This window comes from Streptomyces sp. NPDC056169, from assembly GCF_042268445.1.
Classification (GTDB): Bacteria; Actinomycetota; Actinomycetes; order Streptomycetales; family Streptomycetaceae; genus Streptomyces.
Map to the genome: position 1 here is coordinate 1 of NZ_JBHJUO010000022.1, position 18,477 is coordinate 18,477.

General features: G+C 74.4%; 15 protein-coding genes. 7 read left to right on the top strand and 8 right to left on the bottom strand.

Going from position 1 to position 18,477, the window contains the following annotated elements; genetic code table 11:
- Positions 1 to 104 precede the first annotated feature (104 nt).
- The 3 genes from ACFC0G_RS31655 to ACFC0G_RS31665 are packed head-to-tail and all read left to right on the top strand — an operon-like array spanning position 105 to position 3,862.
- Complete coding sequence (locus ACFC0G_RS31655; protein ID WP_376409828.1) at positions 105 to 776, top strand: response regulator transcription factor; 672 nt, start codon at positions 105 to 107, stop codon at positions 774 to 776.
- The gene (locus ACFC0G_RS31660; RefSeq protein ID WP_376409831.1) at positions 773 to 2,116 is read left to right on the top strand and encodes a sensor histidine kinase; all 1,344 of its coding nucleotides are present in this window, start codon (positions 773 to 775) and stop codon (positions 2,114 to 2,116) included. The genes ACFC0G_RS31655 and ACFC0G_RS31660 overlap by 4 nt, the downstream gene beginning before the upstream one ends.
- Before the next feature lie 42 nt (positions 2,117 to 2,158).
- Positions 2,159 to 3,862 carry an alpha/beta hydrolase gene (locus tag ACFC0G_RS31665; protein WP_376409834.1) on the top strand — a complete coding sequence of 568 codons (1,704 nt, stop codon included), beginning with the start codon at positions 2,159 to 2,161 and terminating at the stop codon, positions 3,860 to 3,862.
- Between the two features lie 11 nt (positions 3,863 to 3,873).
- On the opposite strand, the gene ACFC0G_RS31670 is transcribed toward ACFC0G_RS31665, so the two are convergent.
- From ACFC0G_RS31670 to ACFC0G_RS31680, 3 genes are all read right to left on the bottom strand, one after another.
- Positions 3,874 to 5,232 (bottom strand): wax ester/triacylglycerol synthase family O-acyltransferase, encoded by a 1,359-nt coding sequence (locus tag ACFC0G_RS31670; RefSeq protein ID WP_376410201.1) that lies wholly within the window; start codon positions 5,230 to 5,232, stop codon positions 3,874 to 3,876.
- A gap of 265 nt (positions 5,233 to 5,497) precedes the next feature.
- Positions 5,498 to 7,477 carry a SpoIIE family protein phosphatase gene (locus ACFC0G_RS31675; protein WP_376410204.1) on the bottom strand — a complete coding sequence of 660 codons (1,980 nt, stop codon included), beginning with the start codon at positions 7,475 to 7,477 and terminating at the stop codon, positions 5,498 to 5,500.
- Positions 7,478 to 7,848: 371 nt separating this feature from the next.
- Entirely contained in the window at positions 7,849 to 9,096 is a 1,248-nt protein-coding gene (locus tag ACFC0G_RS31680) for a DUF6777 domain-containing protein (RefSeq protein ID WP_376409836.1), read from the bottom strand.
- Positions 9,097 to 9,336: 240 nt separating this feature from the next.
- Here ACFC0G_RS31680 and ACFC0G_RS31685 point away from each other — a divergent pair, with 240 nt between their 5' ends.
- Genes ACFC0G_RS31685 through ACFC0G_RS31695 form a run of 3 tightly spaced genes read left to right on the top strand, consistent with a single transcriptional unit; the run spans position 9,337 to position 12,207 of the window.
- Complete coding sequence (locus ACFC0G_RS31685; RefSeq protein ID WP_376410207.1) at positions 9,337 to 10,230, top strand: YndJ family protein; 894 nt, start codon at positions 9,337 to 9,339, stop codon at positions 10,228 to 10,230.
- Positions 10,227 to 10,778 (top strand): DUF1990 family protein, encoded by a 552-nt coding sequence (locus ACFC0G_RS31690; protein WP_376409838.1) that lies wholly within the window; start codon positions 10,227 to 10,229, stop codon positions 10,776 to 10,778. Before ACFC0G_RS31685 ends, ACFC0G_RS31690 begins: the two co-directional genes overlap by 4 nt.
- A gap of 22 nt (positions 10,779 to 10,800) precedes the next feature.
- Entirely contained in the window at positions 10,801 to 12,207 is a 1,407-nt protein-coding gene (locus ACFC0G_RS31695; RefSeq protein ID WP_376409840.1) for a lipase maturation factor family protein, read from the top strand.
- Between the two features lie 189 nt (positions 12,208 to 12,396).
- Here ACFC0G_RS31695 and ACFC0G_RS31700 read toward each other — a convergent pair whose 3' ends face one another.
- The 3 genes from ACFC0G_RS31700 to ACFC0G_RS31710 form a co-directional block, all read right to left on the bottom strand.
- Positions 12,397 to 12,567, bottom strand: coding sequence for a hypothetical protein (locus tag ACFC0G_RS31700; RefSeq protein WP_376409843.1), 171 nt, complete (start codon positions 12,565 to 12,567; stop codon positions 12,397 to 12,399).
- Positions 12,568 to 12,846: 279 nt separating this feature from the next.
- Positions 12,847 to 14,331, bottom strand: coding sequence for an SDR family NAD(P)-dependent oxidoreductase (locus tag ACFC0G_RS31705; protein WP_376409845.1), 1,485 nt, complete (start codon positions 14,329 to 14,331; stop codon positions 12,847 to 12,849).
- A 66-nt stretch (positions 14,332 to 14,397) separates the two neighbouring features.
- A complete protein-coding gene (locus ACFC0G_RS31710; RefSeq protein ID WP_376410210.1) occupies positions 14,398 to 15,111 on the bottom strand; it encodes a (2Fe-2S)-binding protein in 714 nt (237 codons plus the stop codon).
- Between the two features lie 251 nt (positions 15,112 to 15,362).
- Between ACFC0G_RS31710 and ACFC0G_RS31715 the strand changes: the two genes are divergently transcribed.
- Complete coding sequence (locus tag ACFC0G_RS31715; protein ID WP_376409848.1) at positions 15,363 to 16,406, top strand: DMT family transporter; 1,044 nt, start codon at positions 15,363 to 15,365, stop codon at positions 16,404 to 16,406.
- On the opposite strand, the gene ACFC0G_RS31720 is transcribed toward ACFC0G_RS31715, so the two are convergent.
- Both ACFC0G_RS31720 and ACFC0G_RS31725 read right to left on the bottom strand, forming a co-directional pair.
- Positions 16,287 to 17,720: a transglycosylase family protein gene (locus ACFC0G_RS31720; protein WP_376409851.1), complete on the bottom strand. Its 1,434-nt coding sequence runs from the start codon at positions 17,718 to 17,720 to the stop codon at positions 16,287 to 16,289. The two genes, ACFC0G_RS31715 and ACFC0G_RS31720, sit on opposite strands and share 120 nt — an antisense overlap.
- A 409-nt stretch (positions 17,721 to 18,129) precedes the next feature.
- A complete protein-coding gene (locus ACFC0G_RS31725; protein WP_376409854.1) occupies positions 18,130 to 18,474 on the bottom strand; it encodes a GNAT family N-acetyltransferase in 345 nt (114 codons plus the stop codon).
- Positions 18,475 to 18,477: the final 3 nt, after the last annotated feature.

The following is an 18,477-nucleotide window of genomic DNA, read 5'->3' on the forward strand; positions in this document are numbered from 1 at the left end:
CGCTACGACAAACGAGCCCGCCACTACAAAGCCCTGGTCACCCTCGCCTGCCTGCGGCTATGGCTCCCCAACTGACATTGCGGACACCCCCTAGGGTGGGTGACGTGCGCGTACTGCTCGTCGAGGACGACGAAGACCTCCGGTTCGGGGTGGCCGCCGCTCTGCGGGCCGCCGGGCTCGCCGTCGACGAGGCGGCCGACCTGCCGCGGGCCGACGAGGCACTGTTCGTCACCGCGTACGACTGCGCGGTCTTCGACCGGATGCTGCCCTCGGGGGACGCCGCCGCCTACGTCGAGGGGCTGCGGCGCGGCGGTCGCGACGTGCCCGTGCTGTTCCTCACGGCGCGCGACACCGTCGCGGACCGGGTGGAGGGCTTCGCGAGCGGCGGCGACGACTATCTCGTCAAGCCGTTCGCCGTGCCCGAGCTGGTCGCCCGGGTGCGCAGCCTGTGCCGCCGCTCCGCCGTGGTGCGCCCGCCGGTGCACCGTGTCGGCGATCTGGAGATCGACACCGCCCGCCGGCACGTCCGCCGGGCCGGGGTCCTGCTCTCCCTCACCACCAGGGAGTTCGCCGTTCTTGAGGTCCTCGCCGCCCGCGCGGACCAGGCGGTCCCCCGCGCCGAGCTGATCGAGAGCTGCTGGGACGAGATGGCCGAGCCGCAGTCGAACGTCCTGGAGGTGCTCGTCTCCCAGCTCCGCCGCAAACTCGGGTCGCCGCCGCTGATCCACACCGTGCGCGGGGTCGGCTACCGGCTCGCGCCCGACGACGTGCGGTGAGGCCCGCGCTCCCCCGCCGGACGCGGACTCTCACGCCGACCGCACGGGTGCTGCGGCTCCGCCGGCGGATCAGCCTCCTCTTCGCGCTGACCAGCGCCGTGGGGCTGATCGCGATGGCCGTGCTCGCCGTACGGAGCGACAGCGCCCGCTGGCGGGAGCAGCTCGACCACGCGATGGACGCGGACAGCAGCTGGGCCCTCGGTCTCCTGGAGACCGACGAGAACGGGCGGCTGGCCACGGACGTCCTGGCGGACACGGTGAACACCGGCTGCCCGCCGCTGACCGTCCTCCTCGTGACGGACGACGAGCGGGGCGGTCGTCCGGGCGACGCGAGCGATCCGGGCGGCCTGACCGTCCAGCACGCGCCGGCCGCGCCCTGCCTGGCGGTGAGTCCCGGGGTCGTTCTGGAGGCCGGGCGGGCGGCGGCGCGGACCGGGGAGGCGCGGGGCTTCGACCGGCGTACGACGGGCGGCGCGCCGGTACGGGTGTTCGCGCTGCCCTTCTACGCGCCGGAGGCGGCGGAGGACGAGGGCCCGCAGGGCGTCCTGGTGACGATGGCCGACGCGGCGGCCCAGCGGGACGACCACCGGCGGCTCGTGTGGGTGGTGACGGGCGGCTGCGCGGTGCTCGTGCTGCTGTCCGCGGCCGTCGGGCACGTGCTGTCGGGCCGGGCGGTCCGGCCCGCGCTCTCCGCGCTCGGCCAACAGGAGGCGTTCCTCGCGGACGCGGCGCACGATCTGCGGACCCCGGCCGCCTCGCTCCGGATCCTCGCGGAGACGGCGCTGCGCGGCGAGACCGACAGCACGGACGTGCACCGGCGCACGCTGCGCCTGGCGGAGGGCATGGGCCGGCTGGTCGACGGGCTGCTCACCCGGGCGCGGCTCATGTCCGGTACGGCGACGGTGGCGCGCCAGCCCCTGCGTCTGGACCAGTTGGCGGAGGCGGTCGCCGAGGAAGCCGCCGAGGGTCCCGCGGAGGGCCACCGCGTCCGGGTCGAGGCCGAGGAGACGGTCGTGGTCGCCGATCCCGATCTCGTACGCCGGGCCGTCGGCAATCTGCTGGGCAACGCGCTCGCGCACGGCCACGCGCCGGGCCTTCCGGCGGACGTGCTGATCACCGTGGTCCGGGACGGCACGCTGACGGTCGAGGACGCCGGTCCGGGGCTGCCGCCGGAGGTCGCGGACGCCCTGTTCGAGCGTTTCCGCAGCGGTTCCGGGTCGACGGGCCTCGGCCTGTCCATCGCCTCCTGGGTCGCCCACGCCCACGGCGGCACGCTCACGGCGGGGCCCGGGGAACACGGCGGGGCCAGGTTCGTGCTGCGGCTGCCCACGACGGACTGAACGGGCGGGGGCCCGCCCTCAGCGAATCCTCAGCATCCGCGCGTGATCCTTCCCTGGACCGACCACCCACGGGAGTACTTCGTGATCACCGCCCCACGCCGCCGTCAGGCCCTCGTCCTCGCCCTCGCCGTCCTCGGCGCCACCTCCCTGGCGGCCTGCACGGCCGGCACCGGCTCGGACGGAGACCGGCCGAGGACCTCGGCCGCCCCCGCCGACCCCGCCTCCCGCCCCGACCTGCGGCGCTTCTACGGCCAGAAGCTCGACTGGCGGCCCTGCGGCGACCACCGGTGCGCCTCGCTCACCGTCCCGATGGACTACTCCCGCCCCGGCGACGGCAAGACCTTCGTCCTGCCGGTGGCGAAGGCCGTCACCGCGGTCCCGGGGAAGCGCGTCGGCTCGCTCGTCCTCAACCCCGGAGGCCCGGGCGAGCGCGGGGTGCGGCTCGTCCGGGACGGCGTCGCCGACGACATCGGCCCGGGCGTGCGGGAGCGGTTCGACATCGTGTCGTTCGACCCGCGCGGAGTCGGCGGCAGCGAGCCCGCCCTGACCTGCACCCCCGAGGAGCCCGCCGGGCAGGGCGGGGCGGAGTCCCCGGACAGCGCCGCCGCGCCCCTCCACCCCCGGACCGCGTCCGAGCGTGCCGACGTCCTCGCGGTCGCCCGGGCGACGGCGGCCGACTGCCGGGCGGCCGGCGGCCCGCTGCTCCCGCACGTCGGGACGGACGACGCCGCCCGCGACCTCGACGTGCTGCGGGCGGCCCTCGGCGAGCGGCGGCTGACGTACGTCGGCTGGTCGTACGGCACGAGCCTGGGCACCTCGTACGCCGAGCAGTTCCCGCGCCGCGTACGGGCGATGGTCCTGGACGGGGCCGTCGACCCGTCGCTCGACTGGCGGCAGCGCATGCTCGGCCAGTCCACCGGGTTCAGGAAGGCGGTGGAGGAGTACGCCGACACCTGCGCCGACACGGTCGGCGACGGCTGTCCCGGCGCGACGCCCGAGGAGATACGCGCGCTGATCGACCGGCTCCTCGAACGGACCGCGCGCGAGCCGCTGCCCGTCGACGACTCCGCGTACGGGCTCGACGCTCCGACCCTGGTCTCGGCACTCAGCCTGTCCATGTACACACCGGAGGCGCAGTGGCAGGCCCTGTCCGAGGCGCTGGTCGCGGCGGACGGAGGGAACGGGACGCGGCTGGCGGCCCTGGCGGCGGGGGACGAGCAGCCGCAGGACCCCGACGCGGAAGCCTCCGAGGGACCCGCGGACGACGACGCCTCCGAGGGACCTACGGAGGACGGGTCTGCGGGCGACCGGCCCGAGGACGACGTTCCCGAGGACAACGCCGAGGCCGCCCTGATCGCGATCAACTGTCTCGACGTCCCCCACCCGCGCGACGCCCAGGCCTACTGGGACGCGCTCGGCCCCGCCGACAAGGCCGCGGGGGTCTACGGCACGACCGGCGTGGCGAACGAGCTGGTCTGCAAGGACCTGCCGGCCGGTGCCCAGCGCCCGCACCGGGTGCGGGCCGCGGGCGTTCCGCCGGTGCTCGTCGTGGGGACGGCGGGCGACCCGGCCACGCCGTACGCGGAGGCCGTGAGCCTGGCGCGCCAGTTCCCCGGCGGGATGCTGCTGTCGCTCGACGCCCCCGGGCACACCGGATACGGCCGCAGCGCCTGCGTCGACCGGAAGGTCGAGGCGTACCTGATCGCCCTGACGAAGGTCGGCCCCGGCACGACGTGCACGGCATGACAGGACACCCCCTAGGGGGTGTCCGGCGGGTCCAGCAGGTCGAGTTCGGCGGTGAACGCGGCGGCGAGCGCGTCGAGGTCGGGGACCGCCTCGCCGTCGGCGACGAGACCGATGTGGACCCGTCCCCCGTAGGGGGACATGGCGACGGCCAGGGACTGGCCCCGGGCGAGCGGTGCCATCGGGAAGAGGGCGCGCAGCGGGGCGCCGCCGAGGGAGAGCGCGGAGCGGGGCAGCGGGACCTGGGTGACGAGGAGGTCGAAGAGGAGCCGGGCGGCGCCGGCGGCGAACGGGGCGCCGAAGCGGTGGGCGAGCGGAGGGAGCTGGTCGGCGAGGAGGGCGACGGCACCCGCGCCCTTGGAGGGACCGGCGGCCTTGTTCCGGTCCATGGCGTGCCGTACGGCGGCGAGCCGGGCCGCCGGGTCGGGTTCGGTGACCGGCAGGTCGAGGAGGTAGCCGGAGAGGCTGTTGCCGGGGCCGGGCGCCGCGCCTGGGCGGCGGCGGGAGACGGGGACGAGGGCCCGGAGGTCGGTGCCGGGGAGCGGCAGGCCGCGCCCGTCGAACCAGCGGCGCAGGGCTCCGGCGGCGACGGCGAGCAGGACGTCGTTGGCGGTGCCGCCCGTGGCGCGGCGGATCCGGTGGACGCGGTCGAGGGGCAGGGTCGCGGTGGCGAGCCGGCGCGTACCGCTGGATTCGGCGGCGAGGGCGGCGGCCGGGCGCCCGTCGAGGCGGCCGGCGCGGACGACGGAGGCGCCGACGACCGAGGCGCTGACCTCGACGGCCCGTCCGAGGTCGCCGAGCCGGTCCCGGGCGAGGTCGAGGAGGCGGCCGGGGCCGGGGAGCCAGGAGCGCGGGGGTACGGGTCGGGGGCGGCGCGCGGGGCGGCGGCCGGCGGCGATCTCGTCGAAGATCCCGGCGCCGATGGCGACGGCGCGCATGCCGTCGGCGAGGGCGTGGTGGAGCTTGACGAGGACGGCGAAGGAGCCGTCGGGGGCGCCGGTGAACAGGTACATCTCCCAGGGCGGCAGGCCGCGCTCGACGGGGCGTTCCATGAGTTCGGCGGCGAGCCCGGTGGTCTCGGCGGGGAAGTCCGCGCCGGGGAGGGCGATCTCCCGGACGTGCCGGCGTACGTCGAAGTCCGGGTCGGCGCTCCAGGCGGCGCCGCCGACGGGGATCAGGACGTCGCGGACGCGCATCCGGAGTCGGGGGACGGCCGCGGCGCGGCGGGCGAGCAGTTCCAGGACGTCCGGCGGTGGCTCGTGGTCCGGGTGGTCCGGGGCCGTGGGGACGGGCCCGAAGTGGGCGAGGGCCCCGAGGTGCAGGGGGTGGGTGGGGGATTCCAGGTGCCAGAAGGCCAGGTCCAGGGGTGCCAGGAGCTCGGGTGCCGGTAGCTCGGGTTCCTGTGGCTCAGGTGCCTGTTGCTCGGGTGCCTGTTGCTCGGGTGCCTGTTGCTCGGGTGCCTGTTGCTCGGGTGCCTGTTGCTCGGGTGCCTGTTGCTCGGGTGCCAGTAGCTCGCTGCTGCTGCTCACGGGTGTCCTCACGTCCAGCGCTGAGGGGTAGGAACTCGAAGTCAATCGCGTACCGACAGTTACGGTCAAGTACGATCAGTTCACGCTCAGTTAACAGACACGGAGGACATCAGTTCGGCACGGTGAATTCACACCACACACACTTGCCGCCGCCCCGCGACTCGACGCCCCAGGAATCGGAGATCTGCTCGACCAGGAGCAGTCCCCGGCCGGAGACCCCGGCCTCCCCCGCCTCACGACGCCGGGGCAGTGCGCTGGACCGGTCCTCGACCTCCACGCGCAGCCGCCGCTCGGGCCCGCTCAGAACCCGCAGGGTCACGATCGCGCCGCCGTCGGTGTGCATCAGCGCGTTGGTCATCAGTTCGTCGGCGACCAGCTCGATCTCGTCCGCGCGCTCCCCTCCGCCCCAGGCCCGGACCGCGGCCCTGATCATGTGCCGGGCCGAGCTCAGCGCCTCCGGGTCGCTCTGGGCCACGTGCTGCTGGAGCCGGCCGGCTCCGTGGGGCGCGAAGGCGGCCTGGCGGCGCAGGAGCAGGATCGCCACGTCGTCCTCGCCGCCCCGGTCGGCGACCACGTCGCAGAGGTGGTCGGCGAGCTGCTGGAGGTCGGCGGGTCCGCGGCGGACGAGGGAGGTGAGCCACTGGAACCCCTCGTCGAGGTCGGCGCCCGGCTTCTCCACCAGACCGTCGGTGTACAGCATCAGGGTCTGCCCGGAGTCGAGCTCCAGGGCGGTCACGGGGTAGTCGAGGCGGCCGAACTCGGCGGAGAGCCCGAGCGGCAGCCCACCCTCCACCGGGAGCCTGCGGCAGCTCCCGTCGGTCTCCCTGACGAGCGGGTCGACATGGCCGGCGCGGACGATCTGGACGACGCCGGTGCCGAGGTCCACCTCCGCGTAGGTGCAGGTGGCGAAGCGTTCGGTGTCGAGCTCGTGCAGGAAGACGGAGGCCCTGGCCATGACGGTCGCCGGGGGATGCCCCTCGGCGGCGTAGGCGCGCAGCACGATCCGCAGCTGGCCCATGACCGCCGCCGCGTGGGTGTCATGGCCCTGGACGTCGCCGATGACGGCGCCGACCCGTCCCCCGGGGAGCGGGATGATGTCGTACCAGTCGCCGCCGATGTCCTGGCCGAGGCGGGCCGAGCGGTAGCGGACGGCCGTCTGCGCGCCGGGCACCTCGGGGATGCGGCGCGGCAGCATCGCCTGCTGGAGCCCCTCGGCGAGGTCGTGCTCCTGCTCGTACAGCACGGCCCGCTGGAGACTCTGGGCGATGCTGCTGCCGAGCGCGACGAGCAGCGTCCGCTCGTCCTCGCTGAAGCCGTTCTTGTCGCTGTAGAGCAGGCCGAGCGCGCCGATGGGCCGGGCCTGGGCGATGAGCGGCAGATAGGCGGCGGCGGTGATGCCGAGTCCGCTGATGTGCGGCCAGAGCACCGGGAAGGACTCGGCGAAGTCCCGGGGCGAGTCGATGAACCGGGGCCGCAGGGTCCGGATCACCTCGCTCATCGGGTACGGCTCGTCCACCCGGGTGAAGCGGGTGCCCGGCACGAAGGCGCCGTCGGGCCCTTCGGCGACCAGGTGGATGCGGCCGGCTTCGAGGAGTCCCATGACGAGGCTGGCGGCGCCGAAGTGTTCGAGGGCGTGCGAGTCGTTGAGCAGGTCGATGACGTCCTGGACGGTACGGGCGTAGGCGAGGGCGGCCGTCGTGCCCTCGACGACACCGGCGCGCCGGCGGCGCCCCTCGTCGAGTCCGAGCCGGGCGGCCGACTCGCTCAGCTCGTGGGTGGCGTCGCGGAGGATGCCCACGATGCGCACGGGACGACCCGTGTCGTCGCGCTCGACCAGGCCCTGGGTGTGGGTCCACTGGTGGCTGCCGTCGCGGCGGCGGATGCGGAAGTACGCGCCGTACTGGTCGCTGCCCTCCTTGAGGGCCTGCGCCACCAGGGTGTCGAGGCGGCGCCCCTCGTCGGGCAGGACACGGGGGCCGAGGCTCTCGGGACGGCCGTCGTACTCCGCGCGGTCCATGTCGAAGACGTCGAGGGCGGTGTCGTCCATGATCATCGTTCCGGTGACCAGGTCCCAGTCGAAACCGCCCATACGGAAGGCCGAGCCGTAGTCGTGGAGGATCCGGGCCACGGCACCCGGCGCCTGCGAGGCCCGAGGTGCGCCCGAGGCCCGCGGCGCCTCCGAGACCTGTGGTTCATCCGAGGCCCGCGGTTCGACCGCGGCCCGTGGTCGATCCGAGGCCCGTGGTCGATCCGAGCCCCGCGATTCGTCCGAGCCCCGCGACTCGTCCGAGCCTCGCGATTCGTCCGGCACCCGCGGTGCGTCCGGCGCCTCCGGCTCCCCCGGCCCATGGCGAAGCCGCTCGGCCGCCTCCCCGCCCCCTCTGCCCGCGCTCATGGGGCCACGCTAGGCGCAGCTCCGCCCCTGCGCACCACGAAGATCCCTTTCACCCCTGCGCCCTCTCAGCCTTCGAAGGTCTCGGGCTGCTGCTGCCCCGGGTCGGGCGGGAAGAGCTCCTCGGGCGGCATCTCCCCCTCCGGGGCGTCGGGCGGGTAGACGGGAGGCTCGGCGTACGGGTCGGCGTACGGATCCGCATAGGGGTCCGTGTACGGGGCCGAGGGCGGCTGCATGGGAGGTTCGGCGAACGGGTCCGCGTTCGGGTCGGGGTACGGCTCCGAGGTCGGGTCCTGGTACGGGTCGGGGTGCGCGGGCGTCGGGTCGGTCCCCGTGCCGCCGCTCCCGGACGGGTCCGGGGTCGCGGGCGCGGGACCCGTCGGATCCGGCACGGCCGGCGTGGCCGCTTCCGGGCGGGAGGCGTCGGGACGCGCGGGTTCGGGCCGCGCGGGGTCGGGGGTCACGGGGTCGGGGCTCGGGGGCTCCGGTGTGACGGTCCCGGTCAGGTGGCACGTGTCCGGGTCGCAGGCCGGCTCCACGGCGGGCTTCCGGTCCTCGGCCCCGTCGCTGCCGGTCCGCCGCTCGATCCAGCTGCTGTCGGCGGCGTTCACGATGACGAGGCTGGTGACGACGGTGCTGGTCGGCCGGACGACGATCACGTGCTCGGGGTCGAAGCCGTCCCAGGGCTCGCCCTGGTGGACGCCGCCCCGGGCCTGGACCGGGCTGCGGAGCGGGTTGCCGCAGGCGCAGCGGACGCGCGGGGAGCCGTACTGGTCGACGAGGACCGCCGTACCGGACTGGAGGACGGACTGGAAGGCGGTGCCGTGGCCGCCCCGGTAGCCGTGGTTGGTGACCCGGGTGTCGGCGCGCAGGACGACGGGGGTCAGCCCGCGCAGCCAGCCGGGGACGTTCGCCTCGGGGATGCCGGCGGCCTCGGCGAAGGCGCGCGTCCTGCCCTGGTCGGCGGAGAGGAAGGTGACCTGCTGCTCGACGTCGCAGCTGGCCTCCGACCGGGTGCCGCCGTAGAGGCCGGGGGTGGAGCCGGTGATCTCGCGGCCCTGCTGGACGGAGGCGGCCTCCGGGTCACGCTCCGGGGCGACCGTCCGGCCGGTGATCCGGGCGGTGGACGCAGTGAAGGGGTCGGGGCCCCGAGCACCGACCGGCTGGAGGTGGATCTCCTGGACGGCGGCCTCGGGCTGCTCGCCGTGGTTGCCGCCCTGTCCGCCGGAGGAGCAGCCGGCGACGAAGAGAGCGGAGGCGAGCGTCGCCGTGATCGCGGTGGGGGTTCGCCGCGTCCGGCGCGGTGGTGTGCGCACCTGGTTCTCCCGCTTTCTCTCTCCGGGGCCCGGCGCCCGGTTCCTTCCGGCCAGTCCCCCATGTCTGTCGCAGCGCACCGGCCCCCGCAAGCGGAGGAAGGCCGACCGGGTCGGCCGACACCCGGCCGGCCGAACGCCCGGAAGCACCCCACTTGAACGCGTTCAAGAAAAGCCCTACGCTCGGCTCGTCAGTTGAACGCGTTCAAGTTCGTTCGCATCGGGGGGTGTCTCGTGACCGCGCTGCCGCTACTGGTGAACCCGGTCGTGATGATCGGCATGTTCTGGGTCGTACCGACGGGGCTCGCGCTCCTGGACGGGCCCAGGCCACCGGGCCTGGTGCCGCTCCGGCGGGCCTGGCCACTGCTCGCCGCTCCCGGGGCACTGGCCCTGTGGCTGCCCCGCTCCGGCCTCGCGGCGGCGCTCGCCGCCGTCTACGCCCTCGCCACGCTGGCGCTCGCGCTCCAGGCCCCGGCCCGCCTCGCCCTCACCCGGTCCCTGCGGCCCCGGGAGATCGCCGTCCTCACCGCGCTGGCCGCGCCTTCCGTGGCAGGACTCGCGCTCGTCGCCGAGCGGGCCTCGTACCCGCTCTTCGGCTTCGACCTGGACCTGCTCGCGCTGACCGTCCCCCACTTCCACTTCGCGGGCTTCGCCGCCGCCCTGGTCGCCGGTCTCGTCTGCCGCGCCGACGACGGCCCCACGGCCCGCTTCGCCGCGCTCAGCGTCCCGGCGGGCACGCTGCTGGTCCTGGCCGGCTACTTCGTCGACGACTGGGCCGAGCTCGCCGGGGCGGTCGTCCTGACCGCCGGCATGGCGGCGGTCGCGGCCCTGACGCTGCGCGAGCGCCGCGAGCTCGCGGCCGGCCGGCTCACGCGCGCGCTGCTCGCCGTCTCGGCCCTGGTCCTCGTCGTCACCATGGTGCTCGCGCTGAGCTGGGCACTCGGCGAGGCCACCGGCCTGCCTCATCTCAGCCTGACGTGGACGGCCGCGACGCACGGCCTGGGCAACGCCCTCGGCTTCGCCGTCTGCGCCCTGCTCGCCCGACGCCGCCTCCGGACGGACCGGGCGGCATCGCCGCCGCAGCCGTCCCTTCCCCTCACCACCCCGGCTCACCAGCGAACGGAGCTCCCGGCATGACCCGCCTCACGACCAGCCTCTCCCACCCCGCCCGTCCCCGCCCGAGCCTCACCTACCGCGAGATCGGCGCCACCCGCTCCCCGCAGGAGCTCCCCGCGGACTACCACCACCTGCGGCACAGCACGGTCGTCGGCCACGGCCGCGCCGCCTTCGAGACCGCCGGCACCGCCGTCACCACCTGGCGCATGCACCGCGCCTCCGGGGCGACCGTCCGCAGCGAGGCCGTCCGCGCCGAGCCCGGTGTCCGCCTGGAGGTGTCGGTGGGGGTCGGCCAGGTCAGGCTCGGCGCTCCCTGCGCGGTGGTCTGGACGGCGTACGAGGAGTGCCGGACCGGCTTCGCCTACGGCACCGTGACCGGGCACCCGGAGTGCGGCGAGGAGTCCTTCGTCGTCGAGCTGGCGCCCGACGGCACGGTCCGGTTCACGGTCACCGCGTTCAGCCGGCCCGCCGCCTGGTACACCCGGCTCGCCGGCCCGCTGATCCCCGTGCTCCAGAAGGCGTACGCCCGCCGTCTGGGCCGGACCCTCCGGCGTCTCGTCAGGGCGTGATCCCGGGCCGATACTGGAAGCGATGGAGTGGTTCACCGCGCCCGACCTCTGGCTGAGCCGGATCGCGTTCCAGCGGGGCCTCGCCGGGCTGTACTGCGTGGCCTTCCTGTCGGCCGCCCTCCAGTTCCGGGCGCTGATCGGCGAGCGCGGCATGCTCCCGGTACCGGAGTACGTACGCGGGACCCGGCCCCGCCGCACCCCCTCGCTCTTCCACTGGCGGTACTCCGACCGGCTGTTCGCGACCGTCGCGTGGACCGGGGCCGCGATCGCCCTGGCGCTCGTGGCGGGCGCCGGTGACGCGGTGCCGCTCCCGGTGTCGATGCTCCTGTGGCTCGTGCTCTGGGGCCTGTACCTGTCGATCGTGAACGTGGGGCAGACCTGGTACGCCTTCGGCTGGGAGTCGCTGCTCCTGGAGACCGGCTTCCTCGCGGTCTTCCTCGGCAACGACGACACGGGACCACCCGTCCTCGTCCTCTTCCTGCTGCGCTGGCTGCTCTTCCGGGTCGAGTTCGGCGCCGGTCTCATCAAGATCCGGGGCGACCGCTGCTGGCGGAACCTCACCTGCCTCTACCACCACCACGAGACACAGCCGATGCCCGGCCCGCTGAGCTGGTTCTTCCACCACCTCCCGCGCCCGCTGCACCGGGTCGAGGCCGCGGCCAACCACGTCGTCCAGCTGTTCGTGCCGTTCCTCCTCTTCACCCCGCAGCCGGTCGCCACGGTCGCCGCCTGCCTCATGATCGCGACGCAGCTGTGGCTGGTGCTCTCCGGGAACTTCGCCTGGCTGAACTGGCTCACCGTCGTGCTCGCCGTGTCGGTCGTGGACGCCTCCGCGCTCACCGGGGACCACCCGCGGCCGGACCCGCCGCTCTGGTACGTGGCCGTGGTCGTCGCGGTGACGGCCTTCGTCCTGTTCCGGAGCTACCGCCCGGTGCGCAATCTGCTCTCCCGCGACCAGGCGATGAACCGCTCGTACGACCCGTACCACCTGGTCAACACGTACGGCGCGTTCGGCACCGTCGGCCGGGTGCGGGACGAGATCGTCGTCGAGGGCACCGACGACCCGGCCCCGCACGCGGGCACGGTGTGGCGGGAGTACGGCTTCCGGGGCAAGCCGGGCGATCCGCGGCGGCTGCCGCGCCAGTTCGCCCCGTACCACCTCCGCCTCGACTGGCTGATGTGGTTCGCCGCGCTCTCCCCCGGGTACGCGCGCGACTGGTTCGGGCCCTTCGTGGAGCGGCTGCTCGACGGCGACCGCGACACGCTGCGGCTGCTCGCCCACAACCCGTTCCCCGACGCGCCGCCGACGCACGTCCGCGCCCGGCTGTACCGCTACCGGTACACGACCTGGCGCGAGCTGCGCGAGACCGGGGCCTGGTGGCACCGCACGCTGCTGCGGGAGTACCTGCCGCCGATCCGGCTCCGGTGAGGGACACGCCCCGGTGGGGGACGTACACCAGTGGAGGACGTGCCCCGGCGTAGGGGACATGCCGCTGCCCCCGGCCGGAAGGCGGACGGGGGCAGCGGCGTGCGGCAAGGGTTAGCTCAGGGCACCGGTTCGGTCGATGGCTGGGCCGACGACCCGGTCGACGGCCGGGCCGGTCACTCGGTCGACGACTCAGTCGATGCCGGGCAGGATGTGGGGCTCCGCGAGGTCGTCCTCGTAGCCCGCCAGCCGGATCGGGGCCGCATGGGCCCACACTTCCAGGCTTCCCAGCTCGCCGTTCCGGCGGGGCCGGTCGTGGGATTCGGCCGGCTTCGGTTCCTGCTTCGTCAGTTCGGGTGTCACCGCGCACTCCTTTGTGTCGCGTACCAATGGGGCCTTGGTGCCGTCGGTCGCGGTGGCGCCGTTCATCGGGCGGGACCGCGGCCTTGGTGGCAGGCCAGTCCCCGGACCGGCCGTGAGGATGGTGTGTCTCCTCGGTGGCCGACCGTGGACATCAGAGTAACCAAATGAGCGCGCCTGCGCTCTACCGGGCTCAGAAGTGTGATGCGATCGAGTGAATGAAGCCGAAAAGGGCGCCCTACCAGCAGGTAGAGCGCCCTTTTCCGGCCGTGGATCCGCCGCCTACCAGTTGGCGGGGGCGTAGTCCTTCAGGAAGCAGCCGTACAGGTCCTCGCCGGCCTCGCCGCGCACGACGGGGTCGTACACGCGGGCCGCGCCGTCGACCAGGTCGAGCGGGGCGTGGAAGCCCTCCTCGGCGAGGCGCAGCTTGTCGAAGTGCGGACGCTCGTCGGTGATCCAGCCGGTGTCGACCGAGGTCATGAGGATGCCGTCGGTCTCGAACATCTCCTGGCCGCTGGTCCGCGTCACCATGTTCATCGCGGCCTTCGCGGCGTTGGTGTTCGGGTGCCCCGCGCCCTTGTAGCCGCGGCTGAAGACGCCCTCCATCGCCGAGACGTTGACGACGTAGGCGCGCCCGCTGGCCGCCTTCTTCGCCGCGTCGGCCATCGCCGGGCGCAGCTTGCTGATCAGGATGAACGGCGCCGTGTAGTTGCACAGCTGGGTTTCGAGGAGCTCCACCGGGGAGATCTGCTCGATGCTCTGCACCCAGGTGTTGGACTCGACGACGTCCGGCACCAGGCCGCCCGCGTCGATGGCGGTGCCGTCGAGGTGCCGGGCGATGCTGGCGTTGCCGGCGACCAGGGCGAGGTCGGCGACCTGCTGTGCCTCCAGGCCGCTCGCCCCGACGGGCAGCGCGGCGGCCGTCCCGAGCTCGCCGACCGCGCCGGAGTTGAACGCGCCGATGACGTGGTGCGCCGGGAGCTCTCCGGCGGGCAGCGGGGCTGCCTCGCCGTCGACCAGGGCGGCGTAGGCGGAGGGCAGGCGGCGCACGGTCTGCGTCGCGTTGTTGATGAGGATGTCCAGCGGCCCGGCCTCGGCCATCTGGTCGGCGAGGGCCACGGCCTGGGCCGGGTCGCGCAGGTCGATGCCGACGACCTCCAGGCGGTGCATCCAGTCCGCGGAGTCGTCCATCGCCTTGAAGCGGCGGATGGCGTCCTTGGGGAAGCGCGTGGTGATCGTCGTGTGGGCGCCGTCGCGGAGCAGCCGCAGCGCGATGTACATGCCGATCTTGGCCCGGCCGCCGGTGAGCAGCGCACGCTTGCCGGAGAGGTCGGCGCTCGCGTCCCGCTTGGTCCGGTTCAGCGCCGCGCAGGGCTGGCAGAGCTGGTGGTAGAAGTAGTCGACCTCGACGAAGCGCGTCTTGCAGACGTAGCAGGAGCGCGGACGCTGGAGTATCCCCGCGATCCGCCCTTCCTCCGTCACCGAGGAGGGCAGGATGCCCTCGGTCTCGTCGTCGATGCGCTGCGCGGATCCGGTGGCCGTGGCCTCGGTGACCGCCTTGTCGTTGGCGGTCTTGGCGGCCCGGCGCTCCTGGCGGCGGCGCTGCTTCACGGTCCGGTAGATCCCGGCGGTGGCGCGCCGGACGACGATCGCGTCCGGGTGGTCGACGTCCAGCTCGTCGAGCTCGTCGAGGACGCTCAGGCAGACGGCCAGGCGCTCGGGGTCGACGCCCGGCCCGTAGTCCTGGTTTTCTTCGGTCACCGTCATGGCCTTCGGGTTCCTCGTTCGCTCGTCCGTCGTCGCCGCCGCTTGCGGGCTCTCGAAGAAGCAACTTTACGGAGCGGGGGGCCGCCCCTCCAAACCCGTTCGGGGGGCGTGGTCGAAGACACAGTCCCCGCACAGGCCGCCGCCGGGACAGCGGTAGTAGAGGCAGCAGCTGGCGCGGCGCAGCCGGGGGCCGCGGACCGTACCGGCGAGGTCCGGGTGGTCGAGGAGCCCGGAGACGAGGGCGGCGGCCCGCTCGGCGACCTCCGGCCGGTCCCGCGCGCGGGCCCAGCGGGTGAGCTCGCGCAGGGCTCCGGCGAGGGCGGAGCCGGCATTGCCCCAGAGCAGCCGGGGCGAGATCCGGCCGTCGCGGCGCAGCGCCGCGTGGAGCGGGACGAGGTGGGCCTCCTGGACGGCCGCGCGGAGGGCCTCCACGGTGGCCGGACGGGTCGCGGAGCCGGCCCACCACAGGTCGTCGGGGGAGGTCAGCGCCCCGTCCCAGTACAGCTCGCCGGGGGCGAGGTCGGGGAAGCGCCCGTACAGCGCGGCCGGTCCGAGCGCGGTCGACCAGAGCCTGGCCGCGAGCCCGAGGTGGGCGACGGAGGCCCCGACCCGGCGCTCGGGAGCGCGGAGCCGGGCGGCGACCCGGTCCACGCGCGCGGTGAGGGGGCCGTCCTCCCCCGCGTACAGCAGGGCGAGGGGGCGGTGGGCCCCTCCGGCCTCCGGCGCGGTGGTCCGCAGCGCGAAGAATCCGCCCACCGATCCGCTCTCGACGAGATCCAGGTCCGGTCCCACGCGTCGACCCCCACTTTCCCCGTTGCCGTGGCGAGGCCTCCCGGCCCGCGCTTCATGATTCTTCCGCGATTCCTTCCGCGCCGGGACCGGGCGCCGGAAAGATCCCGTTCCACCCGTTCCGACCTGCGAGGGTGTACATCTCCGGTCGTACGCGCGAGCCGTGTACTGCGACGGCGGTACCCGGCAAGACCTTCCCTGGTACGACGCCGAAATCGCCCGGAAGAGAGATCGTGGAGGGTATGAGCCCCCTCCTGCTGTCCGTGCTCCTGTCCCTGGTCTCGGCGGTCGCCTACGCGGCCGCGGCGATCGTGCAGGAGCGGGTCGCGGCCTCCGCCGCCGGTCCCCGCTACGCGCCGCTGCGCAGCCCGGCCTGGTGGGGGTCCGTCCTGCTCAACGGTCTCGGGGCGACCCTGCACGTGGTCGCCCTCGCGCTCGGTCCGCTCAGCCTGGTCCAGCCGCTGGGCGCCCTCACGATCGTGTTCGCGCTGCCCATGGCGGCCCTCTTCGTCGGCCGCAAGGCCGGGCGGCGGGCCTGGCGCGGCGCCCTCATGGCCACGGTCGGCCTCGCCGGCCTGCTGAGCCTCACCAACGGCACGGACGCGCAGTCGCTCGCCGACGGGGAGCGGTGGCTGCTCGCGGCGGGCACCTCCGCCGTGGTGGCCGTCCTGTTCACGGTGGCGCACCTGGTGGGCCGGTCCGTGCTGCGCAGCGTGATCCTGGCCGCGGCGGCCGGCGTCTCCTTCGGCATGGCCTCGGTCTTCACGAAGTCCGTGGCCGAGGAGTGGACCTCCGGCGCCCCGCTCGCCGAGTGGACGGGACTGCTCGTGCTCTCGGCGCTCGCCGTGACGGGGCTGCTCCTCTCGCAGGCCTCGTACCGGGGTGCCGGCCTTGCCGCCCCGCTCGCCACGGTCACGGTGGTGAACCCGGTGGTCGCGGCGGCCGTGGGCCTCACGCTCTTCGGTGAGAGCTTCCGTTACGGCACGGCGGGCACCGTCGCCGCGCTGATCTGCGGCGCGGTCGCGGCGGGCGGGCTCGTCCAGCTCACCCTGGACCGCATGTCGGCCCCGCCGGAGGCCCTGTCGGTGTCAGATCCGGCCGGGAAGGCCCGGCCGGACCGCACGTCGGGGCCTGCGGGGTCCACGGGGTCGTCGGCGCCGTCGGCGTCAGATGGAGACGCCCCGTGCCCTGAGGTAGGCCAGCGGGTCGATGTCGGAGCCGTACCCGGGACCCGTCCGCACCTCGAAGTGGAGATGCGGTCCCGAGCTGTTGCCGGTCGATCCTGAGCGCCCGATGCGCTGACCGCTCTGGACCCGCTGGCCCTCACGGACGGTGAGCGCGGACAGGTGCGCGTACTGGCTGTAGCGGCCGTCCTCGTGGCGCAGGACGACCTGGTAGCCGTACGCCCCGCCCCACCCGGCGGAGACGACCCGGGCGTCGGCGACGGCCTTGACGGAGGTGCCGGTGGGGACGGGGAAGTCGACCCCGGTGTGGTAGCCGCTGGACCAGGAGGATCCGCGGGTGCCGTAGCGGGTGCCGATGTCGGCGGAGACGGGGGCGGAGAAGCGGTCCTTGTCCGGCTCGGCGGCGGGACGGGGCTTGGGCGCGGGCCGAGGGACGGGCTTCGCCTGCGTGTGCGTCTTCGGCTTCGGCTTCGGCTTGGGCTTGGACTGCGCGGATGGCTTGGCCGCGGGCTTGGTGGCCGGTTTGGCCGCGGGAGTGGTCCGAGGAGCCGGCGCCTTGGTGGCAGGGGCCTTGGTGGCAGGGGCCTTCGCCGCAGGTGTCTTCGGCGCGGGCGCCTTCGTGGCCGGGTGCTTCGACGGGGCGGCCTTCACCGGAAGGGCGGCCTTCACCGGAGGAGCGGCCTTCGCCGGCGGGGGCGTCACGACCCGCGGAGGAGCCGTCTGCGCCGCCTCGGCCGGCTTCTTCGGCTTCCTCGGTGCGGCGATGCGCAGGGTCAGCCGCTGGCCGGGGTGGATCAGGTCGGGGTCGTCGCCGACGACGGGCCGGTTCGACTCGTACAGCCGCTTCCAGCCGCCCTGGACCCGCTCGTCGCGGGCGATCTTCGAGAGGGAGTCGCCGGGCGTCACCGTGTACATCTCGCGGACCGTGGGCACGGTGGTCGGACCGGCGGCGCGCGGGGTGACCCGCTCGGGTAAGACGCGCTGCCCCGGCAGGGACGCGGTCGTCGGCGCGTTCCCCCCGGTGGACGGGGACTCGCCGCCCCGGGCGAGGCCCGCGCTCGGGCCGCACGCCGGCCAGGCGCCGGGCCCCTGTCCCTTGAGGACGCGCTCGGCGATCGCGATCTGCTGGTCCTTGGAGGCGAGGTCGGCGCGCGGCGCGTAGTGCGTGCCGCCGTAACTCTCCCAGGTGGACTGGCTGAACTGGAGGCCGCCGAAGTAGCCGTTCCCGGTGTTGATGCGCCAGTTGGAGGAGGACTCGCAGGACGCGACCTTCTCCCAGACGTCCAGCGAGGCGGCCTGTACGGCTCCCGCGCCGATCAGCGGCAGCGCCATTCCGGCGCTTCCCGCGGTGACGGTGAGCGAGGCACGGTTGATCCTGCTCGGCTGGTGCCGGCGGTGACGTCCGCGTACGGCCATGGGCCCCCCTTGAACACAGCAACAGCCGTCCAAGTTAGGGGTGGCGCACGCTCCGTGACAAGGGCCTACGCGGAACCTCAACCGCTGTTCGTCACCTTCCCGTTGACGGCCGGCAGTGCCCGGCGGGGCCAGGCTGGGGCTGAGGCTCGGGTTCCGGTACGGGTCCGCCGGGCTCGGGCACCGGGCTGGGCACGGGATCCGGCGGCGTCGGTACGGGGTTGGGCGGGGGTACCGGCGGCGGGGAGGGCACCGGGGGCGGGACGGTCGGGGGCAGCGGATCGGGGAACGGGTGCGTCATCACGGACCTCTCGGTCGTCGGGATCCTCGCTCCCCAGGGTGACCCGGCGGACCGGCTCGCGCCCGCCGGATCCCGCCCTTCGGGGGGCCTCTCCGGCCCCCCCGCCCGGGATCACCAGAGGCCGGGGGTGGCCTTGAGCTGGAGCTTCGCCGCGCGGACGACGTCCGACGGGGGGACAGGGGCCTCGTCCGGGTGACGCTCGGCCCACTTGGCGGCGTACGGGCAGAGCGGCACGACGGGCACGCCCTCGCCGGCGGCGATCGTGTAGAACTCGCGAACGAGCGCTCCGGCGATCCCCTTCCCCTCGTGCCCGTCCTCGACGATGGTGTGGACCGCCACGAGGGCATGGGGTTCGGCGTCGAGGACGAAGTAGACGACGACACCGACGAAGGTGTCCTCCTCGAAAGCCTCCAGACGTCCGTTCGTCCGGTCGTCGCGGATCTTCAGCTCGGCCATGCG

Excerpts from the sequence above, each read along its gene's own strand:
- ACFC0G_RS31675 (WP_376410204.1), bottom strand. The coding sequence starts at position 7,477 with ATGGGCGGTTTCGACTGGGACCTGGTCACCGGAACGATGATCATGGAC.
- ACFC0G_RS31690 (WP_376409838.1), top strand. The coding sequence starts at position 10,227 with ATGACCCGCCTCACGACCAGCCTCTCCCACCCCGCCCGTCCCCGCCCG.
- ACFC0G_RS31695 (WP_376409840.1), top strand. The coding sequence starts at position 10,801 with ATGGAGTGGTTCACCGCGCCCGACCTCTGGCTGAGCCGGATCGCGTTC.
- ACFC0G_RS31705 (WP_376409845.1), bottom strand. The coding sequence starts at position 14,331 with ATGACGGTGACCGAAGAAAACCAGGACTACGGGCCGGGCGTCGACCCC.
- ACFC0G_RS31715 (WP_376409848.1), top strand. The coding sequence starts at position 15,363 with ATGAGCCCCCTCCTGCTGTCCGTGCTCCTGTCCCTGGTCTCGGCGGTC.
- ACFC0G_RS31720 (WP_376409851.1), bottom strand. The coding sequence starts at position 17,720 with ATGGCCGTACGCGGACGTCACCGCCGGCACCAGCCGAGCAGGATCAAC.
- ACFC0G_RS31725 (WP_376409854.1), bottom strand. The coding sequence starts at position 18,474 with ATGGCCGAGCTGAAGATCCGCGACGACCGGACGAACGGACGTCTGGAG.